Here is a 16,016-nt window from a genome sequence, read left to right on the forward strand (position 1 = left end):
AGGTTTAGGCCTATAATTCGCCGCCTTCAAAGGGAAAGCCCGATGAATCTGGCGAAATGGGTTCCGCGTCGCGGAAGACCGATGAAGATAGTCGTGAGTTGAAAAGGAGCCAGGCTGTGGCACGAATTGCTGGTGTAAATATTCCGACCAAAAAACGGGTCGAGATCGCACTGACTTACATTCATGGTATTGGGACAACCAGTGCCAAAAATATCTGTGCAAAGGCGAGTGTTCCAGACGAACGCCGCGTCAATGACCTGTCGGAAGAGGAATTAACTCGTCTTCGCGATATTATTGACGCCGACCATCTTGTTGAAGGTGATCTTCGTCGTCAGACTTCAATGAATATCAAGCGCTATCTTGATCTTGGTTGTTTGCGTGGGCTTCGCCATCGTCGCAATCTGCCGGTCCGTGGCCAGCGTACCCATACAAATGCGCGTACCCGCAAAGGCCCTGCGAAGGCCATTGCCGGTAAGAAGAAATAGCAACGCGAACTTAGGAGACCAATCAAATGGCAAAACAACCAAGCCAAGGCCGTGTTCGTCGTCGCGAGCGGAAAAATATCACCAGTGGCGTTGCGCATGTGAATTCCACCTTTAACAACACAATGGTTACGATCACTGATGTTCAGGGCAATACAATTGCTTGGGCGTCGGCCGGTGGCATGGGCTTTAAAGGCTCACGGAAATCAACACCATTTGCCGCACAGCTTGCGGCTGAAGATGCTGGCAAGAAGGCAGCTGAACATGGCATGAAGTCGCTTGATGTTCAGGTACGCGGCCCGGGTTCTGGGCGCGAGTCTGCGCTTCGTGCATTGCAGTCAGTTGGGTTCAATGTCACATCAATCCGTGACGTAACCCCAATTCCACATAATGGTTGTCGCCCGCGGAAACGGCGCCGGGTTTAATTCCGCCATTATTGTTGAATTTAATACCGGCATTTGCTGTATGGCAGATTGCAGGTTCATCTCGAATTAAAGGATATCGCCATGATTGAAAAGAATTGGCTAGACCTCAAAAAGCCGGACGAAATGGAAATCAAGGTTTCCGAATATAACCCTAGTCAGGCCGTTGTTGCTGTTGGCCCGTTTGAGCGCGGCTTTGGTGTTACCATTGGTAACGCATTGCGGCGTGTTCTGTTGTCTTCGCTGCAGGGTGCTGCGGTCACTTCAGTCCAGATCCAAGGCGTTGTCCATGAGTTTTCGTCGGTCCCCGGCGTTCGTGAAGACGTAACCGACCTCGTGCTAAACCTCAAAGGTGTTGCGGTTCGCATGGGCGAAGAGGGACCAAAGCGGCTTCGTTTGAATGTTGACGGTCCGGCAACCGTGACCGCCGGCATGATCACCGAGACAGCCAATGTTGACATTATGAATCCTGACCATGTTCTTTGTCATTTGGACAAGGGCGCGAAATTGGCAATGGAACTGACTGTCGATACTGGCAAAGGCTATGTCCCTGCCAGCGTTCACCGTTCCGAAGATTCACCGATCGGCCTGATCCCGATTGATGCGATTTTCAGCCCAGTTCTGCAGGTTGCCTATAAAGTGGAAAATGCCCGCGTTGGCCAGATCACCGATTATGACAAGCTGCTTTTGACCATCGAAACTGATGGATCAATCACACCGGAAGATGCGGTTGCTTATGCGGCGCGTATTTTGCAGGAACAGCTTCAGACCTTCATTAACTTTGAAGAGCCAAAAGGTGAGCCAGCCCCAACCGAGCCTGAGTTGCCATTTAGCCGCAACCTGCTTCGCAAGGTTGATGAGCTTGAGCTGTCTGTTCGTTCAGCAAATTGCCTGAAGAATGACAATATCGTCTATATTGGCGATCTGGTTCTGAAAACCGAGCATGAAATGCTTCGGACACCTAATTTTGGCCGGAAATCGCTGAACGAGATCAAGGAAGTGCTGAAAGGCATGAATCTTGAGCTTGGGATGGATATCACCAACTGGCCACCGGAAAACGTTGAAGAATTGGCGCGACGCTTGGATGAGCCGTTTTAACGGAACACCAGCCTCACCCCAGAGGAACTAAGGAGAAATACAATGCGTCATCGTAATGCCGGCCGGAAACTGAACCGCACCTCGCAGCATCGCCAAATGTTGTTCCGCAACATGGCTCAGGCTTTGATCAAACATGAACAAATCGTGACAACCTTGCCGAAGGCAAAGGAATTGCGCCCTGTCGTTGAACGTCTTATCACGCTTGGCAAGCGCGGCGATCTTCATGCCCGCCGTTTGGCCTTTGCACGGATCCGTTGCGAAGCCATGACCAAAAAGCTGTTTGATGTTCTTGGCCCACGTTATCAAGAACGTGCAGGCGGCTATACACGGGTGCTGAAAGCTGGTTTCCGTTATGGCGACTCTGCACCAATGGCAGTTATTGAGCTTGTCGATCGTGACGAAGATGCACGCGGCAAGGATTCAGGCCCTGTTGAAATGGATGAGTCAACCGAAGTTGAAGCCGGAGCCGCAGCGTAATCGCTGGCGTGAAACGCAGGGTAAAATTGTGAATTGATGAAAGGGCTGCCTTCAGGTGGCCCTTTTTTCTTTGCACCAATATGATGGTTGGGTGAATATAGAGCCTATGAATGAACTTGATCTTGAGGCCGCACCAGCGGCACCGCTGGCCGAGATATTGCGTCCAAAAACGCTTGATGATGTTGTCGGTCAGGCGCAATTGTTTGGCCCGCAGGGTCGACTTCGTTTGATGCTTGCGCATGGGTCACTTGGCTCGATTATCTTTTGGGGGCCACCCGGTACTGGTAAAACAACGATTGCGCGGCTGCTGGCAGATGCGGCTGATATGGCGTTTGAACCAATATCGGCGGTATTTGATGGGGTTGGTGAATTGCGTAAGGTTTTTGACCGCGCCGCCCAACGCCGCTTGCAGGGACAGCGCACGCTTTTATTTGTTGATGAAGTCCACCGGTTTAATAAGGCGCAGCAGGATGGCCTATTGCCGCGTGTCGAAGATGGCACAGTGACGCTTGTTGGGGCAACCACGGAAAACCCTTCCTTTGCCTTGAATGGTGCATTGCTGTCGCGGGCGCAAGTGCTGGTTCTTGACCGGTTGGATCGTGCCGCGCTTGAGGCGATTTTGAGCCGTCTTGAGGCGCATATCGGGCGTGATTTGCCAATTGATGATGACGCCCGCACCGCGCTTCTTGGCATGGCTGATGGCGATGGGCGTTATTTGCTGAATATGGCAAGTCTGCTTGTTGAAATGCCAGCAACGAAAAGTCTGGATAGTCGCGGTCTTGCCGAATTGGTAGCAGGGCGCGCCCCCGCCTTTGATCGGGCAGGGGATCAACATTATAATTTGATGTCGGCCTTGCATAAAACCTTGCGGTCATCGGATGCTGATGCTGGGCTTTACTGGCTTGCTCGTATGTTGGCTGGCGGTGAGGATCCACATTATATTTTGCGGCGTCTAACCCGTTTTGCCACCGAGGATATCGGGCTTGCCGAACCTGAAGCACAGCCGCGTGCCTTGGCCGCATGGCAGGCCTATGAAAGGCTTGGCAGCCCTGAAGGTGATCTTGCCATTGCCGGATTGGTAATTTATCTGGCAACAGCGCCAAAATCAAACGCCACCTATAAGGCGTTTAAGGTCGCAACAAAGGCGGCTGCTCAAACTGGATCGCTTAGCCCGCCAGCGCATATTTTGAATGCGCCAACCAAATTGATGAAACAGCTTGGCTATGGTGCTGATTATGCGTATGACCATGACGATCCGGACGGATTTTCCGGACAGAACTGTTTTCCCGATGGGATGGGTCGGCAGGTTTTCTATCATCCGGTTGAACGCGGCTATGAGCGCGAAATTGCCAAACGTCTTGCCTATTGGGATCGTTTACGGGCAAGCAAACAACCGGTGCTTGAAGCCGGCGAAAAGACTGACGAGGGCTAGATGGCAAGTGCAACAATGATTGCCGCCATTGCGGCGGGAGGGGCGATTGGTGCTGTTTTGCGCTATGGGGTTAGCCTTAGCGTTGGTGCTGGCCTATTTGGCATTGCCGGGCCATTAGCAACATTGCTGGTGAATATTGCCGGTTCGGGTTTGATGGGCTGTCTTGCTGGTGCAGTTGCCGCTGGCATGGTTTTGCCCGAGGCATGGCGAGGCTTTTTTGCCATTGGCTTGCTTGGCGCGCTGACCACCTTTTCCAGCTTTGCGCTTGATGCGGGTCATTTATGGCAGAAACAGGGTATGGTAATGACCGGTGCTTATGTTGTGGCATCAGTGCTATTGTCGCTTTTGGCATTTGGCGCGGGTTTTTGGGCGGTTAGGCACGGTGGAATATGGCAATGAGTAAAGATATTGTGGCCAAAAGGCCTGCGGCAACCGGCAATAAATGGCGCTTTGAGGCGGTTCCCAACCATGAGGACGGCACGCGGCTTGACCGGTTTTTACGGCGGCTATTTCCCGGGCTTGGCCAAGGGCAGATTGAACGAATGCTGCGCAATGGTCTGATCCGGCTTGATGGTGCCAAGGCCAAGGCGGCGACACGGCTTGCCAGTGGCCAGACGCTGCGTCTTCCGCCGGTGATTGCCGAAACCCCTGCCGCCAGCAAACCGGCGGTACCGCGGATTGTGGCCAGCAGTTCACTTCGCCAGCAATTTGACGATATGTTCCTTGCCGAAGGCAAGGGCTGGCTGGCGTTGAACAAGCCAAGCGGGCTGGCGGTTCAGGGCGGCTCGGGCACGCATCACCATATTGACGGCATGATGCGGGCCATGAGTGATGATGCTGGCAGCCGGTTACGGCTGGTTCATCGGATTGATAAAGATACAAGCGGCGTTCTTTTGTTGGCCAAAACGATCGAGGCGGCGCGCAGCCTGACCGATGCGTTTCAAAAACACCGGCTGGAAAAAACCTATCTTGCGCTGGTCATGGGACTGCCGCCTGAATCGGGCAGTATCCGTGATCCAATTTTAAAGCTTGGCGGCAAGGCTGGCGAAAAAATGCAGGTTCACGAAGATGGGCAATCGGCGCAAACCCTGTATCGCCGGCTTGATCATGCTGGTCGGAAAATGGCGTTGGTGGCGCTGCGCCCCTTAACCGGAAGAACGCATCAATTGCGCGTTCATATGGCGCATATTGGCCACCCGATTTGCGGTGATGGGAAATATGCTGGTGATGACGCGCATCCGGGCGGGTTGATTGCACGCCGGCTGCATCTTCATGCGTGGCAGTTAAGACTGACCGATGGCAAAGTGATTACCGCACCGCCAAGCCCGCACCTAAAAGCAAGCCTTGCCGATCTTGGTATGGATTTACCGGCAGCAGGCTGGCGGTTTCAAGATTATTAGGCAATGGCCAAAATCGGCGCAGGCCAAAACCGGCGCAAAATTCTGAATTTAAAGTTTTTATGTTGGATAGGGATTGTCAGGTGTGATGGCGGCAAAAAAACGATTTTATAAATCAGTCTTGCTGGCCGATGATGGCCTGTCGATCCAGCTTGATGGGCGGAATTTACGCTCACCAGCGGGAAGCCTGTTGCGCCTGCCAACAATGGCTTTGGCATCGGCGATTGCCGATGAATGGCGGGCGCAGGGCGATGATATTGATCCGGCAACAATGCCTCTATTCAGCCTTGCTGTCACGGTGACCGATCGGGTGACGCCGCAACGTGATATGGTGATGGCCGAACTCGCTGCCTATGGCGGGAATGATCTGCTTTGTTATCGCGATGCGCAAACTGATCTTGCCAGCCGCCAGCATGATCAGTGGCAGCCTTGGCTGGACCGGTTGGCCGCCGAACATGATATCCATCTTCAGATTGTTACTGGCATCATGCCAATTGGGCAAAGCGATGCGAAAAAATTTGGCGCGCTGATTACCGCACACGATGATTGGCAGCTTGGCATTTTGTACCGCGCTACCAGCCTGTCGGGATCGCTGGTGCTGGGGCTTGGGTTTGTGTCGATGATGATTGACAGTGACGCGATGTTTGATCTCGCCTTTCTTGATGAGCTTTGGCAGAACGAAACATGGGGAACCGATTTCGAAACCGCCGACCGGCATGGGTTTTTGCGCGCTGAATTACAGGATGCGGCGCGGTTTTTGGCGTTACTGGCCGACCAATCTTTGCCAGAAAAAGCAAAGATATGAAACGGGCAATGGGGCATGCGGCGCTAAGCGCGTCTTTGCTTGGCCGCCTGTCGGGTTTTGATATCGCTGATTTGGGGCCACATGCCAGCCTGCTTTACCGTGAATTGATTGCCAGCGCATCCGCCAGATTGCCAGCAAGCACGATCATTCTTGCCGCCGCCATTGTTGATATTGTTCAGAATGAACAGGCTGGCCCTGCTGGCTATCTTGATGGGGCGGCATTTGCCTATGCTGGCAGCACGGCTAATCTTGGCTGGCTTCGCGGGCGGCGCAATTACCTGCTTCACCATGAAGGGCCAAGCGATGGTTTGATGGGCGAGGCGGATGCTGGCCGCTGGCTTGCCGGTGATGCCGAACGGGCGGTGATTGCGCTTTTGGATTTTTTGGATGATTTGCGGCTTACTGATTAGCTTTGGCCGGCTAACCTTTGCCGATTGGCTTTTGCCCGCTGGTTTTACGCTGTTGCGGTGGGTTATGGTGCGGTGGATTATGTTACGGGTTTGGGAAAAACACCGGAAATTGCGCTCGTAGACCATGGTCAAGATCATCCATGCTGGCGCTCACGCCAAGATCGACAAATGATGTCACCCCGCCATCATGGACGCCGCATGGCACAATGGCATCAAAAGCGGCCAGATCGGGATTAAGATTAATCGCAATGCCATGCCAGCTGACCCAGCGGCTGATGCGGATACCAATCGCCGCAATTTTATCAAGCCCGCTGTCGCTTTTGCCATTTTTAACCCAGATTCCAGGCAAGCCGTCGCGCCGTTGACCGGCAATGCCAAAGACGGCAAGGCTGGCAATGATCCAGCTTTCCAGCCCATGAACAAGGGCGCGCACATCCTGACCGCGGCGACTGAGGTCAAGCATAACATAGGCAACACGCTGGCCCGGCCCGTGCCAGGTCCATTGGCCGCCGCGCCCGACATGCGAAATGGGCACATTTCCGGGTGTCAAAAGATCATGCGGTTTTGCCGATGTGCCGCCGGTGTAAACCGCCTCATGTTCAAGAAGCCACACAGCCTCGGCAGCGGCGTTTTGGCGAATGGCGGTTGCATATTCCTGCATTTCGGCCAAAAGCGGCTCATAGGGCTGTAAACCGGCAAAATAACGCCATGCCAGCGGCAAGCTAGGCACGGGCGATAGTGCGGCGTCTTGATTTGCATTTTCAGGCGGGGCTGCTGGCGGCATGGTTATGATCCGGTTTGCAAAAGCCATCATGGTTACTGGCCATAGCATAGCTTGTGTTTTACTGGCTGGCTATGTTTTCGCGCCGGTTATGCGGTTTGGTCATGCGGCCTTGGGTTTGTGATGCGCGAAAGCGGGCTGACGCGTGAAAGCGGCTGATGGGCTGGCTTTTGTCTTTTTCACCAAAGGCAGCGAAACAGGCTTGATAAATGAGAATGAAGGTGACATATAAAGGGCACCTCAGACGTGCGGCCGTGGCGGAATTGGTAGACGCGCAGCGTTGAGGTCGCTGTGGGCTAACCCCCGTGGAAGTTCGAGTCTTCTCGGCCGCACCATTCTCCTTAGTAAAACCGCGGAAACCCTAGTGTTTAGCCAGTTATTTTGTTATAACAGGTATCACAAAGGTATCACAAATGCGAGTTTGGCTCGACTTGAAGTATGTTCTGCGAAAGCCGTCTGGTCGGTATTATTACAGAAGGCGCATCCCTGATGACCTCAAGGGTCACCATGATGGGCTGTCATTCTTTGTTCAATCTTTAAAGACACATGAGGCTGCTAAAGCTGAGGCTGCGGCAATTCGTATTACGCAGCAATTAGACACGCTGTGGGCTTATTTTCGTAATCCTGATGACCGTTCTATTCCATTAACCTTGCGTCAAAGAGCAACAGCCTTCCTTGAGAGCCATGGATTCGAGCCAGGGGAAGCCAAGAAGCCTTTGAGCAAGATTGACCATGAGGCACCCTTTACAGCCATCGACCTTATGCTTGAGTTGTACGAGGGTAAGCTAGATGACGTTCGTCATGGCTCAAAAGAAGAGACTGAAGAGACTGCTATCATCAGAGAAGCTTTAACTCAGTTGAACTATGGGAAGGCTTGGCATTGGGAAGATGCTCTTTCTCTTCATCACCAGATGAATGGTGATGGTAAGTCCAAGAATGACCTTAACCACATCGAGCGACCGATTAGGCGATTGTTGTCAGTATTAGGCGACAAGCCTTTGTCTGAGTACACCAGACAAGATGCACAAAAATTCAAAGACTGGCTGTACGATGAGACAGACCAAGCACTTAACAAGTCACCTTTGTCTACTTCCAGCGTCAAACGCTCTATGGATTCTGTAAATTCGGTCTTTAATCTGGCTAATCAGGAGCATTCACTAAAGCTAGACAACCCCTTTTCTGGTCTTCGTTACAGGAAGCAAGAGCCAAAAGAGAGACCAGCGATACCAGTCGAACACATCGCTCAGGTACAGGTGCTGTGCCAAAAGTTTGATGATGATATGCGTTGGTTAATAGCCTTAATTAGCGACACTGGCCTCAGGCTTGGAGAGGCTGCTGGATTAGAGCGAAGCCACGTTGACCTTAGTGCTGAAGTTCCTCACGTTATCGTTCAAGAGACCGACAACAGGCGTCTTAAGACAAAGACAAGCAAGAGACGTGTTCCTCTTGTTGGAGTGGCTCTATGGGCCGCTAGGAGGGCTGTAGAAGCCTCTTTGCGAAACAATACGCCCTTCTTATTCCCGAGGTACAACAAGCAAGCCAGCACCAACAGTAACTCTGCTAGCAATGGTCTTAACAAATGGATGAAGGAGCATATCCCGCCTCAGTATGTTCTTCACGGCTTTAGACACGCAATGAGGGACAGGCTACGCGAGGTCGATTGTCCTGCAGATGTTATGGATGAGATAGGTGGATGGTCAAAATCCAGCGTTGGTCAAACCTATGGCCAGGGGTCGTCTTTGGAGAGACTTCATAGGTACATGAAACAGGTCGCTATCTAGTCTTCTTCATCAGATTTTTGTCTGGATGGAGCCGTTGGCTTTTATCAAAGAATGGGAACCTCCGGTCACCTCAAACCTGGACACTTATGAAATAAAAGACAAGTAACTTGTCTTCTGCTGCCTCGAGGCACCATTGATAACCTAGTTTAATCGGTGTTCAAGGCAGGGGTGTCGCTTATGCACGAAGCCATAAAGCAAATGTTGTAAGCGCAGGAGGTTCAGAAGCCAACCGTGGGAGACGTGAGGTGGCGACATTCGCAACCGCTCGGTTCAACTAGTTTTCTGTAAGGGAAGGAGCGAATCCAACCACCTCATGGTTAAAAGTAGCATTTCGTGTGCCAAAAGTAAAAAAGCCCCACAGATTACTCTGTGAGGCATGGCTTTTGCTAAGGGAGGAACGTAACGCAGTGTCCTCTTATTGCTTCCACAAATAATAACGACATTGCGTTGCACTTCTTTAGAATTTTCACTCCATTTGCTCAAACTTGCGCCAGCTTCCCTAAGCAACTCTGGTCAGAGGTGTTGCCTATGCACGGGGCGACTAGTTCAACCCATGCAGAAGTTACCCCTCTCCTAAGATGGACTAGTGCGAGTGGTTCACTGGTATTGGGTTTTTTGGTTAGACACACAACACATCTAAAAACCTATCGGCTACCTTAGTTAACTTCATGCTTCCTTGGTCTCATGAAGACAAGGTTGGTTGAGGTGGTGGCGAACTAGGTTGCTGACAACCAAAACAACTCACAACTTAACGACCAAACCACTTGGTTAGACTGTAGTCTTTCCTTTAAGGGGTAGGTCGAATAATCGTTTAAAATCAATAGCTAATGATAGCCTTGAGGCGCTTTTTGTGCCTCAGGGTTTTCTTTTGTTTGAAACAAGGAGAATAAACAAGAATGAACAAAGTAATTAAGATTGAAGACTACCCTTGCGGTAGTGGCAAAACGACAAGAGTGATTGAAAACTTCAAGGAAGACCAAAAGTACCTTGTCATCCTACCTTTGTTGTCTGAAGTTGACCGTGTTATCGAGGGGTCAAAGGACATTGAGTTTGTCCAACCTCATGCAAATGACAATGACCAAGGAACCAAGACCAGCAGTCTAGAGTCACATCTCTTGCTCGGCAGCAACATAGCGACCACTCATGAGATGTACGAACGACTGGTGCCTATGGTCAAAGCTGGTCTCTTGGATGATTACGACATCATCATTGATGAGGTGCCAAAGGTAGTGGAGATGGTAACGTCTAAGTCCAAGACTTCGATTCAAGAGTTTTACTTGGATGCTGGCTATATGGATGTCGATGCTACTACTGGTCGCGTAAGACCAACAATGAAGTGGTGGCATAACAGAGACGAAGTCTCCGACACCCTTAGCCCAAAGATACTCAACTTTGCTGAGACTGGTTGTCTTTACCTTCAAGAAGGGAAGATGTTTATCTGGGCTTTGCCTCAGTGCATCCTAACTGGCGGTAGGTCGGTAACTGTGATGACATACAAGTCCGACGGCTCAATGCTTTTGGCTTACCTTCGCAAACTTGGGTTGTCTTACGAAGTCAGCAACGACAATAAACTGGAGAAAGACTTCAGGTCAAAGGCTGCTGAGTTGATCACGATTGAGAACATTCCTGCATTGTCCAAGACCAACTTTAGTTTCACCGGTCAAGAGAAGGGGATGTCGTCCCCGTCTTATGCGACCAAGGTAGCCCAGTCACTGAAGAATCTGAAGGAGAGGAAGCTGGTTGGTGTCGACATCAACAACATTCTCCTCACCAGCAAGAAGGACGCTTGGATCAAAGCGGCTAACGACAACAACCCAGACATTGAAGACGAAGATGAAGGACCAAAGAAAAACATCAAACCGGGTGTCTTTGCTAAAGGCTCAAGAATGAAGGATGTGAATTGGATCGCTAACACGACCAGAGGCACCAACGACTACATCCATTGTTCGCATCTAATTTACCTCTACGACCAAAACATCAATCCCATATTGGCACGTTGGTTGGGAAACAGTTCGCAAGATTTCAAAGACTCCTATGCTCTCACTGAGCTAATACAGTGGGTATGGCGTTCTAGGGTCAGGAGAGGGGAGCCAATCACTCTTTACCTTCCGTCACCTAGGATGCGTAGGTTGTTTGAAGAATGGATGTATGATTAGGGGTGAGTTGCTTAGACGGAATAATGAGACAAGAAAACAGGCGTTAGCTTTGAGCTGAAAATGGTAAATTTTGTTTTTGACGTCGGCACCTAAAATTACTACATGTTGTCTGCTTTATAACTAACGAACACAATATAGAGTTTAAAAACGTCACGATGCCTCCACTTGCCACTGCAGTATCGCTAGGGATTACAGTTTTGTTTTTACTAATATTCAACCTAGCCACAGGTTAGAAATCCTGAAACGTGTGGGCGAGGGTGGATCAGACAAAATGACGAGACAAGACAACAAGCATTAGCTTTGGGCTAAATCATGTAGCTAAACACTTGTGACATCAAACCGTTGGCCTGATTGGCCTTTAAACGAGGTTGACGGAATGGTGTCATTCCTTTCTTAAGCAAACGAGATGCCTCACTGAGAAATCGGCGTGAACTTTTTTCGTCAAGACGCTCATTCTGGGCGATCCTCACGCTAAAAAAGAGGACGACAAAGAACCAGACGACCATTATGATCCTACGGACGAACTAAAAAGAAAAATGGAGGATAAAATGCCAAAAGGCTACATAATGGTTTCCTATCTGGAGTTGCCAACAGACGAGAACCTTAGCAACTACGCTCCAAAAGCCATGGAAGCTATTAAAAATGCTGGGGGCAAATTCATAGCCAGAGGAATGCCAGTAGCTACATATGAAAATGGCATGAATCAGCGGGCAGTTATCGTTGAGTTTGGAAGTACAGATGAAGCCCAAGCCGCTTTCACCAGTGACGTGTATCAGGCCGCATTTGCACTACTAGATGGTGTTAAGCGTGACGTCAGAGTAATCGAGGGGTTTGAATGACCCGCAAGCTCACCCTATTTTCCTTTTGCTCTTTTGAAGTTGTGCTGATCCCGTAGTAAATCATTAATGCTGAAAATCATTCTGTTAGTTTTATTTTTTTTTGAATCACTCGCTGTCGACGACAACAAGGCGGAGGCAGCCATACTTGATTTTAGCGATATTGATGGCGTGCGTGGCAGTGCAACCCTTGTGCCATCCGATGTATGGAACGGTGGATCAAAGACGATTGCTGGATTTGGAGGTATAAGTGGAGTGACCGCCACTGTGACTTCAACCTCAACAGCTGCAGAGTTAGGCAATGAGGCGTATTTTGTGCTCGGTGCGGGCACTGATTTTCTCATAAGATCAGACAACAACCCCAACACAGGTGTAACGGGAAATGTGACGTTCTCAATGAACACTCCCATCAGCGGCTCAATAGCAAAAATAACTTATTTTGGTGACGCAGGGATCCCAGAAGGTGCAGTGATCACTGTCTCTGGGTCAGGCGCAACTATCACTGACACAAGCAGCACGTCGTCTACTGCTGGAAATTCTCTCACATATTCAAGCGCCAACTCAGACGGAAGCTTTCAGATCACCACATTGTTAACGTACTCAAATGTCACCTCTATCACATTTACATACAGTTGTGTTCCGGCTACGAGTTGTGGTTCTGTATTTGAAGACTGGTTTATTGATGAAACCTTAATTAACTTGCCGAGCCCATCTAATGATCCAGTTGTTGCTTTTGAGGCTATAAAAACTGAAATTGAGAGCATCACAAAAAATGGTTTAATCTCCAATTCAGTCGAGCAGGTTAAAACTGCCGAATTTATTATGCGTGAAAAGATGGTATTTCACGGAGAAATGATGCGGGCAGAACCATCAACAGCGACCACTAGCTTTGTAGATTATAATTTCAATCTCAACGGCAACTCTTTTGGAATGGTTGGTGACGGAAAATATCACCAGACTGATATTGTTGGCGATCAATTCAGAAGGCGGATTATGATTGACGCAAAGCGGGTTCACTCAAGAAACGAGAGCGTCACTCAAGTTGTCTCTGCCCTCTCCCTTTTTGACGTTGGCATTTCTGAAAAAACCTCTTCACAGTATCGGTTTGGCTTTAAACAAAGCGACGGTAAAGGGAACCACCCAATCAAATCCTTCAGCAAGGCAAGAGCATATCGAGTGGGTGCAAGTCTATCGCACAGTTTCAACGAAAAAGTCTTTGGGGGTATCTTCGGTGATTTGATTTACACTCAGACAAAATCATCTTTCCGGAGCACTTACACGAATGTGATTGGGAAAATGCGAACCTATTCAGTCTCAGGTGGAGCACAACTTACTGGCCAATACGGGATTTATCCGGAGCTTTGGATAAAGCCAACCTTGGCTCTATCTTACAGCCGTGAATATCTGATCAGGAAAAGATTTGTCTCGACAACCAGTCTTGGTAGCGCAGTAGTTGAGGCAGCCTTGCCGATGCCAACCGTGTTTAGAATAACAGTAGAGCCAGAGTTCCTGTATGAAAGTTTTGCCAACCAGAATGGGATAAAAGATTTTGTGAGCGTAAATCCATCTTACGCCTGTGAGAACATGAAGTCAGGAAACAAAATTGATGCTTGCAACACTGGTGTCTATTTCCAAATAGGAAAGAAGAATGACGAAAAAGGAATCACAGGCAAGTTTTACTTCAGTTATGAAAACCTGAACAGCGGACCAAAGCATGAATATGGTCTGCAGTTCAAATCAAACTTTTAGAACTATCGGTAGACAAAATCCATTACTGAAACTCATGCAAATTGGTACAAAGGCAATGTCAGTCAATAACGATAGGTTAGATGACAAAAACACGAACAACAACCGACCCTTTAGCCTCTTTTTTTGAAGTCGTGAGATTACGATTGGTACTGGGGTAGGATTTTAGGCGTAGGATTCCTAAAATCCTTAGCCTTAAAAAGGTGTCACAATCGGTATCACAAGCCGCTTGCAAATAGTTATGACTGTCTATAAGATTCAATTAGTTAGACACTATTGATTCCGCACCACATTGCGTCTCGGCCGCACCATTCTCCTTCTGAAACCCGCAGAAAATATAGCGATATTCCCATTTTATGCCCCAAGGGTCGTACAAATGGTCGTACTTTATGACGAAAGTTTCAGCTCCTTACTTGTACCGCAAACGCGGTATTTACTACCTCCAAAAACGCATTCCAACGGATCTTGTGCCGCATTATGGGGCAAATTCCATTCAAAAATCGTTGAGGACGCGAGACCGAGCTTTTTGGATGGTTTGCATAGGGAGATTATAGCATTGGTGGGCGAAGGGGGTAAGGGGGCTATGTCCGCCTCATCGCTGACTGAGCAGCCTGATAATAAACCTTACTAGGTTTTGGCCTCGGCCTCGTTGTCTTTTTAGTCGCCATTATCTTACCCCTTTTCCTGTCCGTCCGTCCGGATAGTGTCCGTCCGGTTCCCTAAGGGAAACCGGACAGGACGGACACGTCCGCAAAACACCGGACACGTCCGGCGGACACCGGACATTTTTTGATAACTATCTGTTTTCATTGATTACCTAAGCCGTATGTTTGTCCGACCCCACAATTCTGGCCTCAATTAGCGAATGACGTGCCTCTTGCGCCCTTTTGCGGTCTAAATCCGGACATTTTGCCCTATGGTCTTCGCTCCAAATTGTCATCGCAACGCGGTCAATTGAACGATCTATCATCGCATTTCTCAGCGCCTCAAGGGCTGTTTTTTGATCTGCATTGAGTGGCTTTGACCGCTTTATCCTCGTCGCCTCATCGCCATCCAGCCTTGCCAGCAATGCCGACGCCCCTGATATGGATGCAGAGCACTAAATTCCGGCACAAAATGTGGGTGGGGTGGGTACCCCCTATAGGGTACCCACCAACCCCACATGTGCTTAATTTCAATTTGGAAGTTTATTGGGTTAGCGAGGCGATATAGCTAAAATCTGCAATGAAAAGTTCCTCGCCAATATCCATATCTTTTATCAGAGGGTGCTCGCCGATGGGCATGCTCGCATAAAAGGTCTCAGGTTGCCCCGGCTTGTATGCCTTTACCTCCTCAAAGTTACCAGAGGCGGTAACAAATTGCCCTGCGTTTAGTTTTGCTAGCTCACGAAACCGACGATCTTTGTATGGAATGGTTGCACGCCACTCCCTCTTGCCAAATAATCCAGTTGTTTCTATTTGCCCTGACCCGACAAGAGTGCCGCATTGTGATTTCATGATTACTGCTGCGGAGCCATCTTCGACTTGTTCGATTTTTACCGCCTCAAAAATCCAATTTTCAAAAACACCTTTTGGGATAAGCGCATCGAGGTCATCCTGCCGGCTTTTCAACACAAGGTTGACCTTTATTTCGTTGCCGCTTGCTCTCGCCTCTTCAAGCTGTTTAAAAAACCGTCCCGCAAGTGCGCAAAACTGGACTTGCTGGATAGATAGGTTCTGCTGAAAATTTGCCCAGTCGTTGGACTTTTTGGTGTTATCACCTGAAGTTTTTAGGGTTGTTTTATCCTTAAACAACTTTTGCTTTTCCAAAGTTTCGCGCAAACTGACAAGTTCTTTTTCTTGTGCTAAAAGTTTCTTGATCATCAGGTCAAGTTGGGTTTTGAGTTTTTTATTCTCTTTTTGCAAGAGCTCGACAGCCTGATTGCCGGTTTCAGTTGCTTTTGCTTCGATGTTTGTTTGAGAGAAGGCGGCCAAACTCAAAGACAAAAAGAAAACCAAAAGAAAATTATGATTATTCAGCTTCCGCAAAAAATTCATGACAGCGTCCATTGGATAACAAAGAGCTTGTAAAACAATAACTCTATTTTATGTAAATGCTAATAAAGCCCTTTAAATCTGCGAGATCTAGGTGAAGCGTTTTAACTAGGTCACAAATTGACGATTTCTGCAACTTGAATTGGTTGAAAAACAATCT

16 protein-coding genes and 1 tRNA gene are annotated in these 16,016 nt (G+C 49.1%); 15 read left to right on the forward strand and 2 right to left on the reverse strand.

Annotated elements, in window-relative coordinates; genetic code table 11:
• Nucleotides 1–116 precede the first annotated feature (116 nt).
• From rpsM to ABXT40_RS03505, 9 genes are all read left to right on the forward strand, one after another.
• Entirely contained in the window at nucleotides 117–485 is a 369-nt protein-coding gene (gene rpsM, locus ABXT40_RS03465) for a 30S ribosomal protein S13 (RefSeq protein WP_443646447.1), read from the forward strand.
• 26 nt (nucleotides 486–511) lie between these two features.
• Nucleotides 512–907, forward strand: coding sequence for a 30S ribosomal protein S11 (gene rpsK, locus ABXT40_RS03470; protein ID WP_443646448.1), 396 nt, complete (start codon nucleotides 512–514; stop codon nucleotides 905–907).
• Between the two features lie 81 nt (nucleotides 908–988).
• Complete coding sequence (locus ABXT40_RS03475) at nucleotides 989–2,002, forward strand: DNA-directed RNA polymerase subunit alpha (RefSeq protein ID WP_443646449.1); 1,014 nt, start codon at nucleotides 989–991, stop codon at nucleotides 2,000–2,002.
• A 42-nt stretch (nucleotides 2,003–2,044) separates the two neighbouring features.
• A complete protein-coding gene (gene rplQ / locus ABXT40_RS03480; RefSeq protein WP_443646450.1) occupies nucleotides 2,045–2,479 on the forward strand; it encodes a 50S ribosomal protein L17 in 435 nt (144 codons plus the stop codon).
• 106 nt (nucleotides 2,480–2,585) lie between these two features.
• A complete protein-coding gene (locus ABXT40_RS03485; RefSeq protein ID WP_443646451.1) occupies nucleotides 2,586–3,911 on the forward strand; it encodes a replication-associated recombination protein A in 1,326 nt (441 codons plus the stop codon).
• Nucleotides 3,912–4,310, forward strand: a complete 399-nt coding sequence (locus tag ABXT40_RS03490) for a fluoride efflux transporter FluC (protein ID WP_443646452.1) — start codon at nucleotides 3,912–3,914, stop codon at nucleotides 4,308–4,310.
• Entirely contained in the window at nucleotides 4,307–5,311 is a 1,005-nt protein-coding gene (locus ABXT40_RS03495) for an RluA family pseudouridine synthase (protein ID WP_443646453.1), read from the forward strand. The genes ABXT40_RS03490 and ABXT40_RS03495 overlap by 4 nt, the downstream gene beginning before the upstream one ends.
• A gap of 85 nt (nucleotides 5,312–5,396) precedes the next feature.
• The gene (locus ABXT40_RS03500) at nucleotides 5,397–6,113 is read left to right on the forward strand and encodes an ATP12 family chaperone protein (protein WP_443646454.1); all 717 of its coding nucleotides are present in this window, start codon (nucleotides 5,397–5,399) and stop codon (nucleotides 6,111–6,113) included.
• Nucleotides 6,110–6,523, forward strand: coding sequence for a hypothetical protein (locus tag ABXT40_RS03505; RefSeq protein ID WP_443646455.1), 414 nt, complete (start codon nucleotides 6,110–6,112; stop codon nucleotides 6,521–6,523). The genes ABXT40_RS03500 and ABXT40_RS03505 overlap by 4 nt, the downstream gene beginning before the upstream one ends.
• Nucleotides 6,524–6,605: 82 nt before the next feature.
• Here the strand turns inward: ABXT40_RS03505 and lipB are convergent, their stop codons facing one another.
• Nucleotides 6,606–7,337 (reverse strand): lipoyl(octanoyl) transferase LipB, encoded by a 732-nt coding sequence (gene lipB, locus ABXT40_RS03510; RefSeq protein ID WP_443646456.1) that lies wholly within the window; start codon nucleotides 7,335–7,337, stop codon nucleotides 6,606–6,608.
• A 215-nt stretch (nucleotides 7,338–7,552) separates the two neighbouring features.
• Here lipB and ABXT40_RS03515 point away from each other — a divergent pair.
• From ABXT40_RS03515 to ABXT40_RS03540, 6 genes are all read left to right on the forward strand, one after another.
• Nucleotides 7,553–7,639, forward strand: a tRNA-Leu gene (locus ABXT40_RS03515).
• A gap of 78 nt (nucleotides 7,640–7,717) precedes the next feature.
• Nucleotides 7,718–9,085: a DUF6538 domain-containing protein gene (locus ABXT40_RS03520; protein WP_443646457.1), complete on the forward strand. Its 1,368-nt coding sequence runs from the start codon at nucleotides 7,718–7,720 to the stop codon at nucleotides 9,083–9,085.
• Nucleotides 9,086–9,981: 896 nt separating this feature from the next.
• On the forward strand, nucleotides 9,982–11,241 hold the full coding sequence (locus tag ABXT40_RS03525) for a hypothetical protein (protein WP_443646458.1): 1,260 nt from the start codon (nucleotides 9,982–9,984) through the stop codon (nucleotides 11,239–11,241).
• A gap of 548 nt (nucleotides 11,242–11,789) precedes the next feature.
• Nucleotides 11,790–12,080 (forward strand): DUF1330 domain-containing protein, encoded by a 291-nt coding sequence (locus ABXT40_RS03530; RefSeq protein WP_443646459.1) that lies wholly within the window; start codon nucleotides 11,790–11,792, stop codon nucleotides 12,078–12,080.
• 66 nt (nucleotides 12,081–12,146) lie between these two features.
• On the forward strand, nucleotides 12,147–13,826 hold the full coding sequence (locus tag ABXT40_RS03535; RefSeq protein ID WP_443646460.1) for a hypothetical protein: 1,680 nt from the start codon (nucleotides 12,147–12,149) through the stop codon (nucleotides 13,824–13,826).
• Between the two features lie 386 nt (nucleotides 13,827–14,212).
• Nucleotides 14,213–14,377: a DUF6538 domain-containing protein gene (locus ABXT40_RS03540; RefSeq protein WP_443646461.1), complete on the forward strand. Its 165-nt coding sequence runs from the start codon at nucleotides 14,213–14,215 to the stop codon at nucleotides 14,375–14,377.
• Nucleotides 14,378–15,010: 633 nt separating this feature from the next.
• Here the strand turns inward: ABXT40_RS03540 and ABXT40_RS03545 are convergent.
• The gene (locus ABXT40_RS03545; RefSeq protein ID WP_443646462.1) at nucleotides 15,011–15,859 is read right to left on the reverse strand and encodes a hypothetical protein; all 849 of its coding nucleotides are present in this window, start codon (nucleotides 15,857–15,859) and stop codon (nucleotides 15,011–15,013) included.
• Between the last annotated feature and the right edge of the window lie 157 nt (nucleotides 15,860–16,016).

This window comes from Candidatus Ponderosibacter sp. Uisw_141_02, from assembly GCF_048087665.1.
Taxonomy (GTDB): Bacteria; Pseudomonadota; Alphaproteobacteria; order Puniceispirillales; family Puniceispirillaceae; genus UBA3439.